Below are 14,619 nucleotides of genomic sequence, written 5' to 3' on the forward strand. Positions count from 1 at the left end.
GATGTCCGCCGATCAACGAAGGATCCACCCGATGAGCCCTCCGTCCCCCGGTCCCGTGTCAACTCCCGGCCTGAGCCGCGACGATTCCGGACACCCCGGGTTCGTCATGCATTACGAGGACAACACGCCTGGCCACAAGACGTACCTGTCCGACATCAACGCCGGCGTCGAGCCTGAGCCGCTCACCGCCCCATCGTTCGCACCGCGCTTCCGCTACACCCACGACAACGGACCGGGCGGTCGAAACTCCCTCCGGTCAAAACTCCGGCACGACGTGCTGCACAGGAAGTACGACGTCGTTCTCGCGCAGCAAAACCAGAACCGACAGGCGACTCCCGCTTGACCGCGAACATCCACGGCAGAGACGTGCGTGCCGACGACCTTCGCTTTTTGGCCGCCTTGGCTGACACGGGCCGCCCGATGACCGCCGCGAAGCTTCTCGGCGTCGATCACACCACGGTCTCGCGGCGCCTTCGCGCCTTGGAGAGCGCGCTCGGTTCGCGCCTTTTCGACCGCGGCTACGAAGGGTGGGAGCTGACCGACACCGGTCGCGCAGTGGTGGAGCACGCCCGCGCTATCCAGAAGGCGGTGGACCTTGCGATTCGTGCCGCGGTCGGCACCGAGGCCGACGCTCTCACCGGCACCGTCCGGGTAACCGCAGCGGACGGTTTCGGAACCCGGTTCGTCGTTCCGGCCATCGCCCGGGTACGGGCGAAACACCCGGGCCTGAACGTGGAACTCATCACCGGTGCACGTGAACTCACGTTGCGCGAGTCGACCTTCGATCTCGGCATCACGCTTGGACAACCACCTGCCACGAGATTGGTCACCGAGAAACTCTGTGATTACGATTTTGGGTTCTATGCGAGCGAAACGTACCTGAAAGAGCACGGCGATCCGGCCTCTCTCGAGGACCTGGAGCAGCATCCGCTCATCTTCTTCGTCGACGCCATGCAGCGGGTAAGAGAGGTGGACTTGGGGGCTTACCTCCCGAACGCCGTAGTGCGGTTCAGCTCGACGAATATTTTCGCTCAGCTCGAAGCAACCAAGCGTGGTGTCGGGATAGCGCTGCTGCCGAAGTTCATGGCCGTCACCGCGCCGGGCATACGTCCCATCGCTGCTGCTGCGCCGCGCCCGCGGGTACCGGTCATGCTGGCCTCGCGGCGAGAAGCATCGACTCGGCGGGAGGTGCGGGCGGTGCGCGAGGCGCTGCTGGAAGAGGTTCACAACCGGCAGGACGAGCTTATCTGGCACGCAGACCCGCCGGCGGCCTGACCGCGGAACTGTGAGCCTTCCCGTTCAACGGCCGACGTCGCGGCGCGGTCACCCGCGAGGCACGTCGCGCTCGAGCCCCGGGCGGGCACGAATCGATCGGTGCCTCCGGACTCGAGTAGTAGTGATCTGGCGATGCGGTTGGTGAGGTTGCGGAAGCCGAGGGCTGATCCGCGGAGGTGTTCGAGGCGGCCGTTGATGGCCTCGGCCGGTCCGTTACCGGTGCCGGGGCGGTCGAAGCAGGCCAGGGCGTCGTCGGCGCGGTTCTTCAGGGTCCGGCCGAGCGTGACGGATACTCCCGTGCTGCAGGGGGCTAAAGACCTTTGTCAAGCGCCTGCAGCCTGTACTCGACCGTCAGGTCATCTCCGTCAAGCCCGTCTTCGTCCCCTTTGACGGCCACGGGATCGACCTGCAGGTCAAGGTCACCGCACCCGCGGACGGCAGCGATCTTCCCGTGATCGTCTTCTCGCACGGCAACGCCTGGTCGATGGATGGCTACGAACCTCTCGTCGACCGCTGGGCGGCCCACCTGGACTCCCGCCGTCACGGCATCGGCTTTGACGATCCCCGTTTCGCCACCATCTGGCGGGTGCGCATCGCCGACCTACATGCCATTGTCGACGGTCTCCGCGAGATCCTCGCCCACCTCCCCGGCCTGGCCGAGCGTGTCGACCACGCTCGACTCGCCGTGGCCGGGCACTCCTGGGGCGCGCAGACTGCCGGCACCTTGCTCGGCGCCCGGACTTCTCCACCGTGAACGCCCCCACCCTGGTCGTCGCCGGCGGCAACGACCAGTCGGCCATGTCGACCCGCGGCCCGGAGTGGTTCACCGACGCCTACCACCTCAGTCCCGCCCCCAATCACCGCGGGCGAGCACCTCTTCGGCGGGATCTCCGGCGAGGCCGCCCGGGACACCACCGACGAAGACCCGGCTCGCGTCGTCCTCGTCGCCAACACCGTCTCCGCCTCCTTGCTCGACGCCCTCGGAATCGAAACAGAAGCCTGGCGGGCCGTGCAGAACCACATCAGCCCCGGATGGCTCGTCGTTCGCTTGTCACGCTTTCACGGCGGGTGGCGTCAGGCTCGTCGCGCTGATCGCCAGATCACGTCGTGGGTCGCCGACCATCACCTTGGGGTCGACCACCCGGTCGAACTCGTCCGGGTCGACACCTTCGGAGAGGGCGGCCTCCCGTAGCGTGCTGCCTTCCTCGTCGGCCTTGTGCGCGATGGCGGAGGCCTTGTCGTAACCGATGACGGGCGAGAGGGCGGTGACGAGCATGAGTGATGCGCCGACGAACCGGTCGATCTGCTCGCGGTCGAGCTCGGTGCCCTCCACGCTGTACTCGCGCAGCTTGTCGCAGGCGTCGCCAAGGACGGTGGCGCAGTGCAGGACGTTGTTGATGATGATGGGACGCATGGCGTTGAGTTCGAAGTTGCCCTGGGACCCGGCGGCGGCGACGATGCCGTCTTCGCCGATGACCTGCAGGCACACCATGACCATGGCCTCCTGCTGGGTAGGGTTGACCTTGCCGGGCATGATCGAGGACCCGGGTTCGTTCGCGGGGAGTTTCAGTTCGTGCAGCCCGGCGCGAGGTCCTGACGCCAGCCAGCGCATGTCGTTGGCGACCTTCATCAGGGCGACGGCGACACCACGCAAGCCCGCCGAGACGGCGACCATCGCGTCCAGGGACCCTTGCGCCGCGAACTTCGACGGCGCGGTCCGCAGCGGCGCGTCCGTCAGTTCGGCCAGCTTTGCGGCCATCTCTTCAGCGAACCCGTCGGGGGCGTTCAGCCCCGTTCCGACCGCAGTTCCGCCGGCCGCCAGATCGCAAAGCCCCCCGAGACTCTGCGCGAGCCGGTCGGCGGCCTGTCGGATCTGAACCGCCCAGCCGGACCATTCCTGACCGACCGTGACGGGGGTGGCGTCCTGAAGGTGGGTGCGGCCGGTCTTGACGACATCCACCCACTGCTGTGCCTTGACCATGATGGCGTCGGCGAGTGCCCGGATCTGCGGCAGCGTACTGCCGCGGATCTTGAGCATCGTCGCGATGTGCATCGCCGTGGGGAACGTGTCGTTCGAGGACTGGCCCAGGTTGACGTGGTCGTTGGGGTGCACCGGTGTCTTCGTGCCGAGTTCCCCGCCCAGCAGCTGACTGGCGCGGTTGGCGAGCACCTCGTTGGTGTTCATGTTCGACTGGGTGCCGGAGCCGGTCTGCCAGACGTAGAGCGGGAAGTGGGCGTCGAGATGACCCGCGATCGCCTCGTCGGCAGCCTGCACGATGGCGTCCTTGCGCGCGTCGTCGATGCGGCCGGCGGCGTGGTTGACCAGCGCGGCGGCTTTCTTGACGTAGCCGTAGGCGTGGTAGACGGCCTTGGGCATGTGGTCGTCACCGATGGAGAAGTGAAGCAACGACCGCTGGGTCTGCGCGCCCCAGTACCGGTCGGCAGGGACCTCGATCGAGCCCATCGAGTCGGTCTCGGTGCGCTTGCCCGTGGAGCCGGTGCCGATGGGGACCTCCCGCAGGGTGAGAGCTTCGTTCTTGCGCGCCATCAGACGTCCTGCTCAGTCGGGTAGACGGGCTGCCACATCGCGTCCTGCACGGCCTGGGTGAGGTCGTCGTGCTCCCGGGTGGCCACACCGTCGCGGACGGCGGCTCGGGCGACGGCGTAGGCGACGGTCGCCGACGAGGCCCGCAGATTCTCCACCGGAGGCAGCAGTGAGGCGCCGAGCGCTGTCGGGTCGACCTGCGACGCGACCGCTTCGGCCGCGGCGAGCAGCATCCCGTCGGTGACGTGGGTGGCACCGGAAACCAGGGCGCCCAGGCCGAGTCCGGGGTACAGGAGCGCGTTGTTCGCCTGTCCGATCGTGAAGGTGGTGCCGTCGTGGTCGACGGCGTCGCTCGGGATCCCCACCGCGACGAGCGCTCGGCCGTCGGACCACCGGATCGCGGCCTGGGGCATCACCTCGATGCGTTCGGTCGGGTTCGACAGCGGCAGCAGTATCGGTCGCTCGACCCCGTCGCACAACGCTCCCACCACCTCTTCGGTGAAGGCACCGTGCACTGTGGACGTTCCGATGAGGATCGTCGGCTTGACCTGCTGCACCACGGTGAGCAGATCGAGCCGGCCGTCCGTCCTGGTCCAGTCGCTCACCTCGGCGGCGGGCCGGGCGTACACCTGCTGGTAGTTCGGCAAGTCCGGCATGTCGTCGGTAATCAGGCCCTGCTTGTCGATGAGCCAGACCCGCTTCTTGGCCTCCTCTTCGGACAACCCGTCGCGGACCATGCCGGCCGCAAGCTGATCGGCCATCCCCGAGCCGGCCGTGCCCGCGCCGAAGACGACCAGCCGCTGGTCGGCGAACCCCTGGCGGGTGACCTTCATCCCGGACAACACCGAGGCCACCACGATGGCGCCGGTGCCCTGCATGTCGTCGTTGAAGATCCGGCAGTCGTCGCGGTACTCGTCCAGGATGCGCCGGGCGTTCTCCGGGCCGAAGTCTTCGAAGTGCAGGATGGCCTTCGGAAACAGCTCGGCCGCATTCTTGACGAAGGCGTCGACGAACTGGTCGTAGCGTTCACCGGCCACACGCGAATGACGGTTGCCCAGGTAGGTCGGATCGTTGAGCAGCGCCGTGTTGTTCGTTCCGCAATCCAGGTTGACCGCGATGACCCGGCCTGGGTGAATGCCGGCGGCCGCGACGTAGACGGCGAGCTTGCCGACAGAGATGTCGACACCGTTGACACCCCAGTCGCCGATACCCAAGATCTCCTCGGCGTCACTGCAGACGATGAGGTCGACGTCTTCGGCTCCCAATCCGAAGGACTGCAGGGATTCGCGAATGTCGTCCACACGGTCGACGGACAGGAAGACGGCCTGCGATACGCGGTAGTCGCGGCTCCACTCCTTGATCGCCTCGCCGACCGTCGGGTCGTACACGACCGGGAGAAGCTCGGCGAGATGGTCGGTCAACACCTTGAAGTACAGGACTTCGTTGCGATCGTGCAGCATGTCGAGGTAGATGAACTTGTCCATCGCCGTCGGCCTGCGCGACAACTGCTCGTAGCAGCGGCCCGCCTGCTCGTCGAGCGATTCGATCGCGGACGGGAGCCGGCCGACGAGACCAAGGGCCCGGCGCTGCTCCTCGCTGAACGCGGTTCCGCGGTTGCGCAGCGAGTCGCGCAGAACCAGCTGGGCCTTGTCGGTGGTATGAGCGTTCATGGAAACCTCGGGATTCTGGGCTTCAGGGACCTGCGGCAGCTGGGCGGATCGTGGCGTTGAGACCGCCCGGAACCGTCCCGGGGGGCGGAGTGCTCATCCGGTGGCTCAGCCGTTGACTGGCCGGGACGGCAGCGTGGGGATGGGTTCCTGGTCGTCCCGAAGTTGTTCGGGAGTCATGTCGAACGCCTTCTGGATGCCGTCGTTGCGTTCTCCGAGACCGTCGGTGGTCTTCTTGCTCCACGGTGCGTCGATCAAGCTCTTAGTTTCTTCGAGCATCGACTTGGGCTCGAGGTTGCGGTAGCTGTCTATCTCGCCTGCCGCGAGGGCGGTGAGCGTCGCGTACACCGGCTCCGGGTTGAATTGCGCGCGCGGGAAGGCGAGCTTCGCGTAGTCGAAAAGGCGCTGTGAGGGGTCATCCTCCCAGCCCTCCCAGGTTTGAAAGATCCGGTCGTTGAATCCGGTCAGGAACGGCCCCGGATTCATGGTCGCAACCTCGACGCCGAACTCTTGCAGCTCGTCCTTCATGCTCTCGGCGATGGCTTCGACTGCGTGCTTCGAAGCGGCGTAGATGCCGGTGAACGGGTTCACGTTCAGCCCCTCGCGCGAGGACACCCAGATGATGCGGCCGGTGCCGCGCTTGGCCATCTGCTTCGCGATGCCCTGGGTGAGCAGCAGCGGCCCGGTGACGTTGACCTCGAACTGGTGACGGATGTTCCAGGCAGGAATGTCCACGGTGGACCCGCCCTCGCCGACCCCGGCGTTGTTGACGAGGATCTCGATGCCCCAGCCCAGCGCCTTGCGTCGATCCCCGTCGTTGGTGACGTCGAGCTTCTCGACCTGCAACGTGACGCCTCGCTCAGCGGCCTGTCGCTTGAGCGTTTGCACTTGGCCGTAGATCTCGACTGTGGCCACGACGTCGAAACCCTTCTCCGCCAGGCGCATGGCCACCTCGTATCCGAAGCCCGTTCCGGCTCCCGTGATCAGGACCTTCTTCAGCGAAGTCGAGGCCGTCATGGGGTCAGCTCCTTTTCGTAGGTACTCGGCTTGCCGGCTACGCACCTGTTCGCGAAGTCGACGACGCTACCGCGGCACGTCGGTCGATGAGCCATCCATGGCGTTGCGCCCGAACTCAGCCGGCCTGATAGCTGGTTCGGACACCACGCTAGGTGGTTGCGGGTCAGGCCGGAAGAGGCAGATCGGCAGGCCGAGCCTGCAGATCTGCACGGCAGATGATGGCGACTATTCTCGTTTGGCCCGATTTGTTCGTATCGGCCTCGGATGGAACGGCTCGACTCGGGACGCGTGCCCAGCTGCTTGGGCCTCGTTCCCGCGCGTGTGTGGTGGTCGTCGGCAGCGCCGGGCCGGAGGCCGCCGGTGCATGCCGATGTCGCGCATATCCTTGGCAAGGCAATGGCGCCACGGGAGGTATTTCTTGACCAGGAGCGCTCCGAACTCGACTGACCGTGGAATGACTCAAGCGCGCTTTGGCGTTTGTCTCGTTTGCCGAGTTTCTCGTAGCGGAGCGGTGCAAGCACTCCCTCGGCTACATCCTGGACCTGGTCATCCTGCGCATTACCGGCACTGCGGTCACCCGTCGTAGCCTCCATCGCCCCGGACCGGGACGACAGCCGGCTGCCGCGCGCGACGAGATCTCGGCCGCCACGCGGCAGTACTTCACCTGCGCCGAGTCCGCTGGCGGTTCACCACCGACGACGCACGCGTCAGGCTCCGCCACCTATAACCCAAGAGTTAGGCGCGACGCTCCACTAGTACTGGAAGAGTACTTCCGGATTGTTCGGCGAGGGGCCGTCCAGCTGCGGGCTGTGGATCCCCTTCAGGGTCTGGTCGAAGAACGCTGTCACGTACTCGCGGGTGATCACCACCCCGCGTTCCGGGGAGAGGGGCGACGTCGGGAACCCGGCCTCCTCCAGAAGCAGGTCCAGGTCGGTGAAGCTGGTGTGGTCGGCGCCGCCGACCGTCAGCCACTTCTTGTAGCCGCCGAGGGCGGCCCAGGCCTGCTCCCACACGGTGTAGTCGCCGCCGCCGGGCGCGTGGTTGACGGCCGCACCCAGCATGAGGAACGGCCGGGTGATCTGGCCGGGCGTCGGAGCCGGGTGGAAGGTGCCGTCCAGGTTCACTCCGGCCCGTACGCGCGGGTCGGCGATCATCGTGGCGGCGGCCGCCGCTCCGCCGAGGGAGTGTCCGGCCATGCCGATCTCGTGCTTGTCGACGAGGTGTGCCAGGCGCCACGCGGTATTGCCGTGCGTCACCTGGTCGATCACGAAGGACACGTCCAGCGCGCGGCTGGCGGCGACGGAGTCGAAGTCGAGCGCCGAGTCGTCGCAGATCGCGCACGGCGGCGTCTGGCCGTTCGCCAGCGTCTCGCCGCTGTCCTCGTAGGTGTGGCCGACGAGCGCGACGACGTAGCCGTGACTGGCCAGGTCGGTCGCGAGCGAGGTGAGCGTCATGCGCGGGTCCTCGTACGCGGGTGAGAGGACCACCAGCGGATACTTGCCCGGCTGCGGCCGCGCGCCGTCGAAGGCGTGAGTGGTGACGCTGGAAAGGTTCTGTGGGGTGACGCCGGAACTCGCCGGCAACTTCGAGTGCTGGACGGCTCCGGCTGCCTCGGCGAGGGTCATATAGGGGGCCGGAGTCCCGGTCCCGGGGACGGCCGAGTAGACCATCGTGACGGTCAGCTGGCGGGGGCCGGATGACGGCACCCACGGGTCGGGACGGCTCGCGTCGGTGAGGTGGACGACGTCCTCGCCGGCGGCGTAGGGGCCGCTCGGCGCGGGGAGCGTGCCTTGGAAGGACAGCGTGGGCGCGGCGGCGGCTGTCGCGTGCACGAGGGAGGGCGGGGTCGTGGCGGCGAGTCCGGTGCCGGTCGCGGACACTGATGCGGCGAGACCCAGGATGGCGACAGCGCCGATACGGCGCTTGCGGTTCGAGGCAGTGTTCACGGGCACGATCCTGCCCGGCCCCGCCCTGACGCTCGATCATGCGGGCGCCCGTCTTGAGGGTGGTGCTGGCTACACCCTGAGATCCCCAGCGGCGCGAGGTTCCCTTCGCCGGCAACCCTTCAAGCGGCGATCCACTCGTGGAAGCCTTGCCGGCGCAGGATATGTGAAGCAAGGACAGCCGAAAGACCGGATCCGCGCCTCGGGCCGACCCACTACCGCTCCCCCGAACCCGCTCCAGCCCCTGGCTACGGCGTGAGGACCGGCAGGCCCGGCTGGTCATCGCCTGCGGCGGAGCCTGGCCCCGCTCCCGCCGGCGGTTCTACCGCAGGCTGGCGTGGAGTTCCGGTGGGCCACCCAGGGCGTACCGGAGCGAGGGCGGCACGGTTCCGTCGATGTCGGTCACGCCCAGGTGTGCTCCCAGCTCGGCGCCGATCAGCGCCCTGCCCGAGTAGTCCACGAGGTTTTCGGTCGCGTAGAGGGCCGAGATCACGCGGCCGGTGAACCGCGGCGATTCGCGGCGTGCCGTCGGCCGCCGCTCCGGCGTGAGGGTGGCGAGGTGAGCGCGGGCGCGTTCGGTGTCGACTCCGCCGAGCCACAGCGAAACGGCGGCGACGCCGTGCGGCCGCAGTTCCTTGGCCATGTCGGCGGCCATCTTGTCGGAACCGGCTTTCTGGGCTCCGTAGACGGGGTTCTGGTGGTAGGACACCGAGCCGTAGTGCCCGGTGTTGACGATCAGGCCGCGGCCGTTCGCGATCAGCAAGGGCGCGGCGTGGAAGCTCGCGACGTAGTGCGACCGCAGGCCGACGGTGATCAGGTCGACCGTCTCGAGCGGCTTCTCCCAGAACCCGCCGGTCTGCGCGGGGGCGTCCAGTTTCGCCGCGTTGTCGACCAGGACGTCGAGTCGGCCGTGCTCACGTTTCACCTGGGCCTTTGCCGCCGGCCTGGTCGATGAGCGCCGCCGTCTCGGCGACCGTTCCGCCGTAAGGCGAGTCGGCCGGGTTCACGCTGCGCCCGGTGACGTAGCCGGTTGCGCCCGACTCGCCGAGCGCGAGGGCAACGCCCCTGCCCACGCCACGGCTGGCACCGGTGACCACGACGACCTTGCTCACGTCGACCTCGCTGGTCGACGTCGATCCGGCGGACGTCCGGCTGCAGGACGCGCTGGACGCCGTCGCGGATCCCGTGCGCCGCTCGATCGTGCGCGAACTCTCGACCGAACCCGACTTCACCTGCGCCTGCGGCGCCCTGGACCTTCAGGTGGCGAAAGCCACCGCCAGCCACCACTTCGCCGTTCTGCGTGCGGCCGGTCTCCTGGAGCAGGTGGATCTAGGCCGGCGCCGCTTCAACCGGCTCCGCCGCGCGGAATTCGATGCCCGGTTCCCAGGTCTCCTCGCTCTCGTCCTGGCCGAGGAAGCGCCACCCATCGGCGGCTGAACCGCCCTCGACGGACTTGGGCCACCCGCTGCCCCGAAGCCGACCAGCGGGACTTTTCGGCGTCACCATGTCGCCGCCTCGGCGGGGCACGTGCAGGCCAGGGCCCGAACTTGACGCGGATGGGTCACACTCGCCACGCAAGCAGCTGACATCGACCGAGTCCGCAACTCAAGGAGCACCCGTGGCCACCGTTCGCCGTGACGCCAAGCCCGAACACCCTGTCGTGGTCCACCTGCGGGAGCGTCGCGCCGCCAGCGCACAACTGCGGGTCGCCGACGCGATCACCAAGTTCGCCGGCTCGATGTCGTTCGTCTACCTGCACGTCGTCGCCTTCGCGATCTGGATGACGCTCGCCGAGAAGAGCCCGTGGCCGACCCTGACGCTGGTCGTGTCCCTCGAAGCGATCTTCCTCTCGACGTTCGTCATGATCGGGCAGAACCGGGCAGCGGCCTTCCAGCAGGCCAAAGCCGACCACGACTTCGTCGAACAGGAAACCGAACTCAAGACCAACACCCAGATCACCCGCCAGATCCACGCGCTGACCACGGAACTGGCCCGCAGGGCCGCCGAGACACCGTGACCTCGTCGTGAGCAGGTTCCGATGCGGCAACAACCCAGCAATGGCACTCAGCCGCTACCTGCTCGACGACACCACGTCGCGCGCCCTCTCACCGATCGCCCCTCGGCCATCTTGCAGTCCGACTGCAAGCACCGCTAACCTGCAGTCGGACTGCAAGACTGACCGAGTGAGAGAAAGGACCATGACCGACGAAGACCGCACCCTCGAAATCGCGATCCTGGTGTGCCCCGGCTACATGCCGGTCGACGTCATCGGCTTCCACACCGCCCTGGGCGTGCTGCCGCAGGTGAACGTGCACCTCGTCGGGAAGAACCTCGAAGAGATCTCAGGCTTCCCCCACTTCCCCACCCGCGCGACCACCACCTTCGAGGACTGCCCCGCCGACCTGGACGTCCTTTACGCGGGCGCCGTGCCCGCCGACGTCCTCGAAGACGCCGAGACCCTGGCCTTCCTCGCCGACCGGGGCAGCCGCGCGAAGTGGGTCGCAGGTGTCTGCGCCGGCAGCCTGCTCATGGGGGCGGCCGGGCTGCTCCGCGGCTACCGGGCCACCACCAACTTCCACGTCTACGACCTGCTGCCCTACTACGGCGCGGTGCCGGTGCACACCAACAACGTCGTCGAAGACCGCAACCGCATCACCGCGGGCCCGGCCACGGGGAGCCACGAAATCGCCCTGCGGCTGCTTCAGGTCCTCCGCGGCACCAAGACCGCGCGCCAGGCCGAACTGAACATGGAGTACGCACCGAAGCCCCTGTTCGGCGTCGGCACCCCGGAACTGGCCGGACCCGAGCTCACCCGGGAGACCGTCGCCGGAACCGCCGGCATGAACGCCGCGTTCCGGCAAGCCGCGCAGCGGGCGGCCGACCGGCTCGGCGTCGAGAGGCAACCGGCCTGATCACCGCGCCCCGGCAGGCTGGGACACTGGCACCGGAGACGTCCGGCAGGCGGACACCGGTAGGGAGAGTCACAGGTGGGCGACGCGCCGAAGAGCCCGCTCTCGACCGTCATGCTGGTGATCGCCACCGGCAGGCGGCTGCAGGAGCAACTGGAAGCGCGGCTCGCCGACATCGGCCTGACGATGCGGCTCTTCGGTGCCCTCGGGCACATCTCCCGCGACGCCGACCTCTCGCACAGCGACCTGGCCCGCCGCGCGGGCGTCACGGCCCAGAGCATGCGCGCCACCGTCCTCATGCTGGAAGAGCTGGGAACGGTGGCGCGCAACGTGCCGGGTCAGGGACACCGCGCCCGGCTGGAGCTGACCGAGCACGGCCGCGCGTTACTCACCGAGGCGCGCGGCATCGTGTCCGAACTGGACGGCGAATTCCTCGGGAACGCGGGAGAGGACGGGAAAGCGGCCCTGGACGACGCGTGCCGCCGCGCTCTGGGCCCTCCTTTCCCCCGCTGATCCGAGCAGCAGCGGGTCCTCCCGCGCGTCCTGCCGGAGTTCGGGTTCGACGCCGCTTGCGACCCCGATTTCTCATCCGTCTGATCGGTCGGCCCGCAGTGTGCGCCGGTCTTTTGGCCGTTCGGCCGGGCTTTTACCGTGGCGGCACTATCTCGATGCATCACCCCGTCGTCTGGTCGTCGACCGCCCGGGCGCTTCACCTCCGCCGATCTCGAGTGCCGCGGTGGGCACGGCCGGTCGCCGCGCTGTTCTCGAGCGCAGCGTGACGCTCGCCACCTACGAGGCGCTCACTTCGGAAAACCGCCGACGACGCGCACGCCGAAACCGGCGACAGCCGGTGACCCGCCCGACGCGACGGATGCCGCGGCGGCTTCACGTGGGTAAGGTGTCCAGGCCGGACGATCGTGCGCGATCGGCCCGGCCGGCACTTGAGCCCCCAGGTGCGCCCGCCCGAACCAGGCGGTGGCACCCGGCCGCCGAGCCCCCGCAGAAAGCAGACCGATGTCCCGACCCGGTGACGGCGCGCTCGGCAGTTCCGAGCCGCCGGTCCCGACCGACTCGGACCTGCGGGCGCTGTTCGGCCAGTCGCCGGCGGTCTTCGCGTCCCTGGCCGGCCCGGACCACGTGCTGGAAGCCGCCAACCCCGCCTTCTTCGACGCGGTGGCCCGCTCCGGCGCGTCGTCACTGGGGGTTCCGCTCCGCCAGGTGCTGCCGGAACTCGCCGGCCAAGGCTTCCTCGCGCTGCTGGACGGGGTCTACCGGACGGGAGAGCCGGCCACCGGGCGGGACGCGCGGGTGGTGCTGGGGCTGGGCGCGGACGCGCGGGAAGCCTTCTTCGACTTCACCTACGAGCCCCGGCGGGAGGCGTCCGGCGCCGTGACGGGCGTGCGCGTCATCGGCGTCGAGACCACGCAGGTCAAACACGCGCAGCGGCTCACCGCCGAGCACCGCGTCCTGCTCGAGCAGATCGCCCGCCAGGCGCCGCTGGAGCAGATCCTCGACGGGATGGCCCGGGCGATCGAAGAGCTCGCCCCGGACGTGCTGGTGTCGGTCCTGCTCGCCGACCCCGACGGCCGGCACCTGCGCCACGGCGCGGCGCCCAGCCTGCCGGGCTTCTACAACGAGGCCATCGACGGCATCGCCACCGGCGAAGGGGTCGGCTCGTGCGGCACCGCTGCGCACCGGCGCCGGCCGGTCATCGTCACCGACATCGCGACCGATCCGTTCTGGGACGACTTCCGCGAGCTCGCCGGCCGCGCCGGCGTCGCCGCGTGCTGGTCGACGCCGATCCTGGGCCGCGACGGGCGGCTGCTGGGCACGTTCGCGATGTACCACCGCACGCCGCGCTCTCCCCAGGAGATCGATTTCGCGCTGACCCGGCTCTTCACCGGCACGGCCGCGCTCGCGATCGAACGCCACCACGTCGAGCTGGCCCGGCAAGCCGCCGAGGCCAGGGAACGGGCGGCCCGGCAGGACCTCGCGTTCCTGCTGTCGGCGAGCACCGCGCTCTCGGCGGACCTCGACCACGTGCAGGCGCTGCAGCGGCTGGCGCAGCTGTGCGTGCCCGCGCTCGCGCCGCTCTGCGCGGTCGACATCATCGAGGACGGCCGGCTGCGCCGCGTCGGCAGCGCCGGCGCGAACGCCCACGACACCGGCCTGCTAGACGCCCATCGGCCGGCCCCGCGCAGCGACAGCGCACTGGCCCGGGTGCTCGCCTCGGGCCTGACCGAGGTGGCCCGGCAGCCACCCCTGACCCCCGGTCCGTGGCCCGAGCTGGGCGTCACCGGCTACCTGTGCGTCCCGCTCACCGAACGCGGCCAGACCTTCGGCGTCCTCACGCTGCTCAGCACCGGCGAAGCCGGGTTCGACGGGCACACCGTGTCCCTCGCCGAAGAGGTCGCCCGCCGCGCCGCGTCCGCCGCCCGCAACGCACGCCAGTACCGCCAGCGCGTCACGCTCGCCCGCGACCTGCAGGCGGGCCTGCTGCTGCCGGACCTGCCCGCGGTCCCCGGAGCCGAATTCGCCACCTTCTACCACCCCGCGGGCGAGGGCCTGGAGATCGGCGGCGACTTCTACGACGTCTTCCCGCTCGACGACCGGACGTGGGCGTTCATGCTCGGTGACGTCTGCGGCCGGGGCGCCACGGCCGCGACCACCACCGCGCTGGTCCGCCACACCGCCCGCGCGGTCGCGCCGCTGCTGGGCGACCCCGTCGCGATCGTGCGGGCCGTCGACCGCGCCCTGAGCAACCGCCCCGACGCCCACGGCACCGACTTCGTCACCATGGTCTACGGCCACTTGACCCCGCACGACGACGGCCTCGCCGTCGACCTGCTCCGCGCGGGCCACAACCGGCCGGTGGTGCTCGACGCCGCCCACCGCACGCACGAGCTCGACATCCCCGGGAAGCTCCTCGGCCTGGGCGGCGAGCCGCGTCTCGAGCCGCGGCAGCTCCTCCTCCGGCCGGACGAAAGCCTCGTGCTGCTCACCGACGGGTTCGTCGAAACCCGCAACCCGCGGGGCGACCAGTTCGGCGACGACCGGCTGGTGCGCGCGATCGGGTCCGCGCCGGCCCGGCCGGGCGCCCAGGACGTCCTGGACGCCGTCACCGCGGCGGTTCGCGCTTTCGCGCAGGACGAAAGCGGAACCGACGACCAGGCGGCTCTCGTCATCACCGCCAAGCCGCCCGCCCCCGGCGGGTGGTGAGCGCCGGCGATTGGGCCGCCCGGATTCGGGGTACCTGCGCAGTC

14 protein-coding genes and 1 pseudogene are annotated in these 14,619 nt (G+C 69.2%); 8 read left to right on the plus strand and 7 right to left on the minus strand.

Annotation, left to right across the window (positions count from 1 at the left end; genetic code table 11):
- The first annotated feature begins 31 nt into the window (after positions 1–31).
- The gene (locus ACGFMK_RS28385; protein ID WP_392769339.1) at positions 32–343 is read left to right on the plus strand and encodes a hypothetical protein; all 312 of its coding nucleotides are present in this window, start codon (positions 32–34) and stop codon (positions 341–343) included.
- Complete coding sequence (locus ACGFMK_RS28390) at positions 340–1,275, plus strand: LysR family transcriptional regulator (RefSeq protein ID WP_392769341.1); 936 nt, start codon at positions 340–342, stop codon at positions 1,273–1,275. The genes ACGFMK_RS28385 and ACGFMK_RS28390 overlap by 4 nt, the downstream gene beginning before the upstream one ends.
- A 101-nt stretch (positions 1,276–1,376) precedes the next feature.
- Here the strand turns inward: ACGFMK_RS28390 and ACGFMK_RS28395 are convergent.
- A pseudogene (locus tag ACGFMK_RS28395) lies at positions 1,377–1,559 on the minus strand (transposase); the annotation flags it as partial.
- Between the two features lie 167 nt (positions 1,560–1,726).
- On the opposite strand from ACGFMK_RS28395, the gene ACGFMK_RS28400 reads away from it, so the two are divergent.
- Entirely contained in the window at positions 1,727–2,029 is a 303-nt protein-coding gene (locus ACGFMK_RS28400) for a hypothetical protein (RefSeq protein ID WP_392769343.1), read from the plus strand.
- A 297-nt stretch (positions 2,030–2,326) separates the two neighbouring features.
- On the opposite strand, the gene ACGFMK_RS28405 is transcribed toward ACGFMK_RS28400, so the two are convergent.
- The 6 genes from ACGFMK_RS28405 to ACGFMK_RS28430 all read right to left on the minus strand — a co-directional run bounded on the left by ACGFMK_RS28405 (position 2,327) and on the right by ACGFMK_RS28430 (position 9,559).
- A complete protein-coding gene (locus ACGFMK_RS28405) occupies positions 2,327–3,823 on the minus strand; it encodes a class II fumarate hydratase (RefSeq protein ID WP_392769346.1) in 1,497 nt (498 codons plus the stop codon).
- Positions 3,823–5,490 (minus strand): NAD-dependent malic enzyme, encoded by a 1,668-nt coding sequence (locus ACGFMK_RS28410; RefSeq protein ID WP_392769349.1) that lies wholly within the window; start codon positions 5,488–5,490, stop codon positions 3,823–3,825. Before ACGFMK_RS28410 ends, ACGFMK_RS28405 begins: the two co-directional genes overlap by 1 nt.
- Before the next feature lie 105 nt (positions 5,491–5,595).
- Entirely contained in the window at positions 5,596–6,504 is a 909-nt protein-coding gene (locus tag ACGFMK_RS28415) for an SDR family oxidoreductase (protein ID WP_392769351.1), read from the minus strand.
- A 752-nt stretch (positions 6,505–7,256) separates the two neighbouring features.
- On the minus strand, positions 7,257–8,450 hold the full coding sequence (locus tag ACGFMK_RS28420; RefSeq protein ID WP_392769353.1) for an alpha/beta hydrolase family protein: 1,194 nt from the start codon (positions 8,448–8,450) through the stop codon (positions 7,257–7,259).
- Between the two features lie 319 nt (positions 8,451–8,769).
- Entirely contained in the window at positions 8,770–9,372 is a 603-nt protein-coding gene (locus ACGFMK_RS28425; protein WP_392769356.1) for an SDR family NAD(P)-dependent oxidoreductase, read from the minus strand.
- Positions 9,362–9,559 (minus strand): SDR family NAD(P)-dependent oxidoreductase, encoded by a 198-nt coding sequence (locus tag ACGFMK_RS28430; RefSeq protein ID WP_392769359.1) that lies wholly within the window; start codon positions 9,557–9,559, stop codon positions 9,362–9,364. Before ACGFMK_RS28430 ends, ACGFMK_RS28425 begins: the two co-directional genes overlap by 11 nt.
- On the opposite strand from ACGFMK_RS28430, the gene ACGFMK_RS28435 reads away from it, so the two are divergent.
- The 5 genes from ACGFMK_RS28435 (at position 9,552) to ACGFMK_RS28455 (ending at position 14,575) form a co-directional block, all read left to right on the plus strand.
- Positions 9,552–9,884 (plus strand): ArsR/SmtB family transcription factor, encoded by a 333-nt coding sequence (locus ACGFMK_RS28435; RefSeq protein ID WP_392769362.1) that lies wholly within the window; start codon positions 9,552–9,554, stop codon positions 9,882–9,884. The two genes, ACGFMK_RS28430 and ACGFMK_RS28435, sit on opposite strands and share 8 nt — an antisense overlap.
- 181 nt (positions 9,885–10,065) lie before the next feature.
- Positions 10,066–10,464, plus strand: a complete 399-nt coding sequence (locus tag ACGFMK_RS28440; RefSeq protein ID WP_392769365.1) for a DUF1003 domain-containing protein — start codon at positions 10,066–10,068, stop codon at positions 10,462–10,464.
- A 181-nt stretch (positions 10,465–10,645) separates the two neighbouring features.
- Positions 10,646–11,359: a DJ-1/PfpI family protein gene (locus ACGFMK_RS28445; protein ID WP_392769366.1), complete on the plus strand. Its 714-nt coding sequence runs from the start codon at positions 10,646–10,648 to the stop codon at positions 11,357–11,359.
- Between the two features lie 75 nt (positions 11,360–11,434).
- Entirely contained in the window at positions 11,435–11,869 is a 435-nt protein-coding gene (locus ACGFMK_RS28450) for a MarR family winged helix-turn-helix transcriptional regulator (RefSeq protein WP_392769369.1), read from the plus strand.
- A gap of 501 nt (positions 11,870–12,370) precedes the next feature.
- On the plus strand, positions 12,371–14,575 hold the full coding sequence (locus tag ACGFMK_RS28455; protein WP_392769371.1) for a SpoIIE family protein phosphatase: 2,205 nt from the start codon (positions 12,371–12,373) through the stop codon (positions 14,573–14,575).
- Positions 14,576–14,619 lie beyond the last annotated feature (44 nt).

It is taken from the genome of Amycolatopsis sp. NPDC049252 (assembly GCF_043197175.1).
Lineage (GTDB): Bacteria > Actinomycetota > Actinomycetes > Mycobacteriales > Pseudonocardiaceae > Amycolatopsis.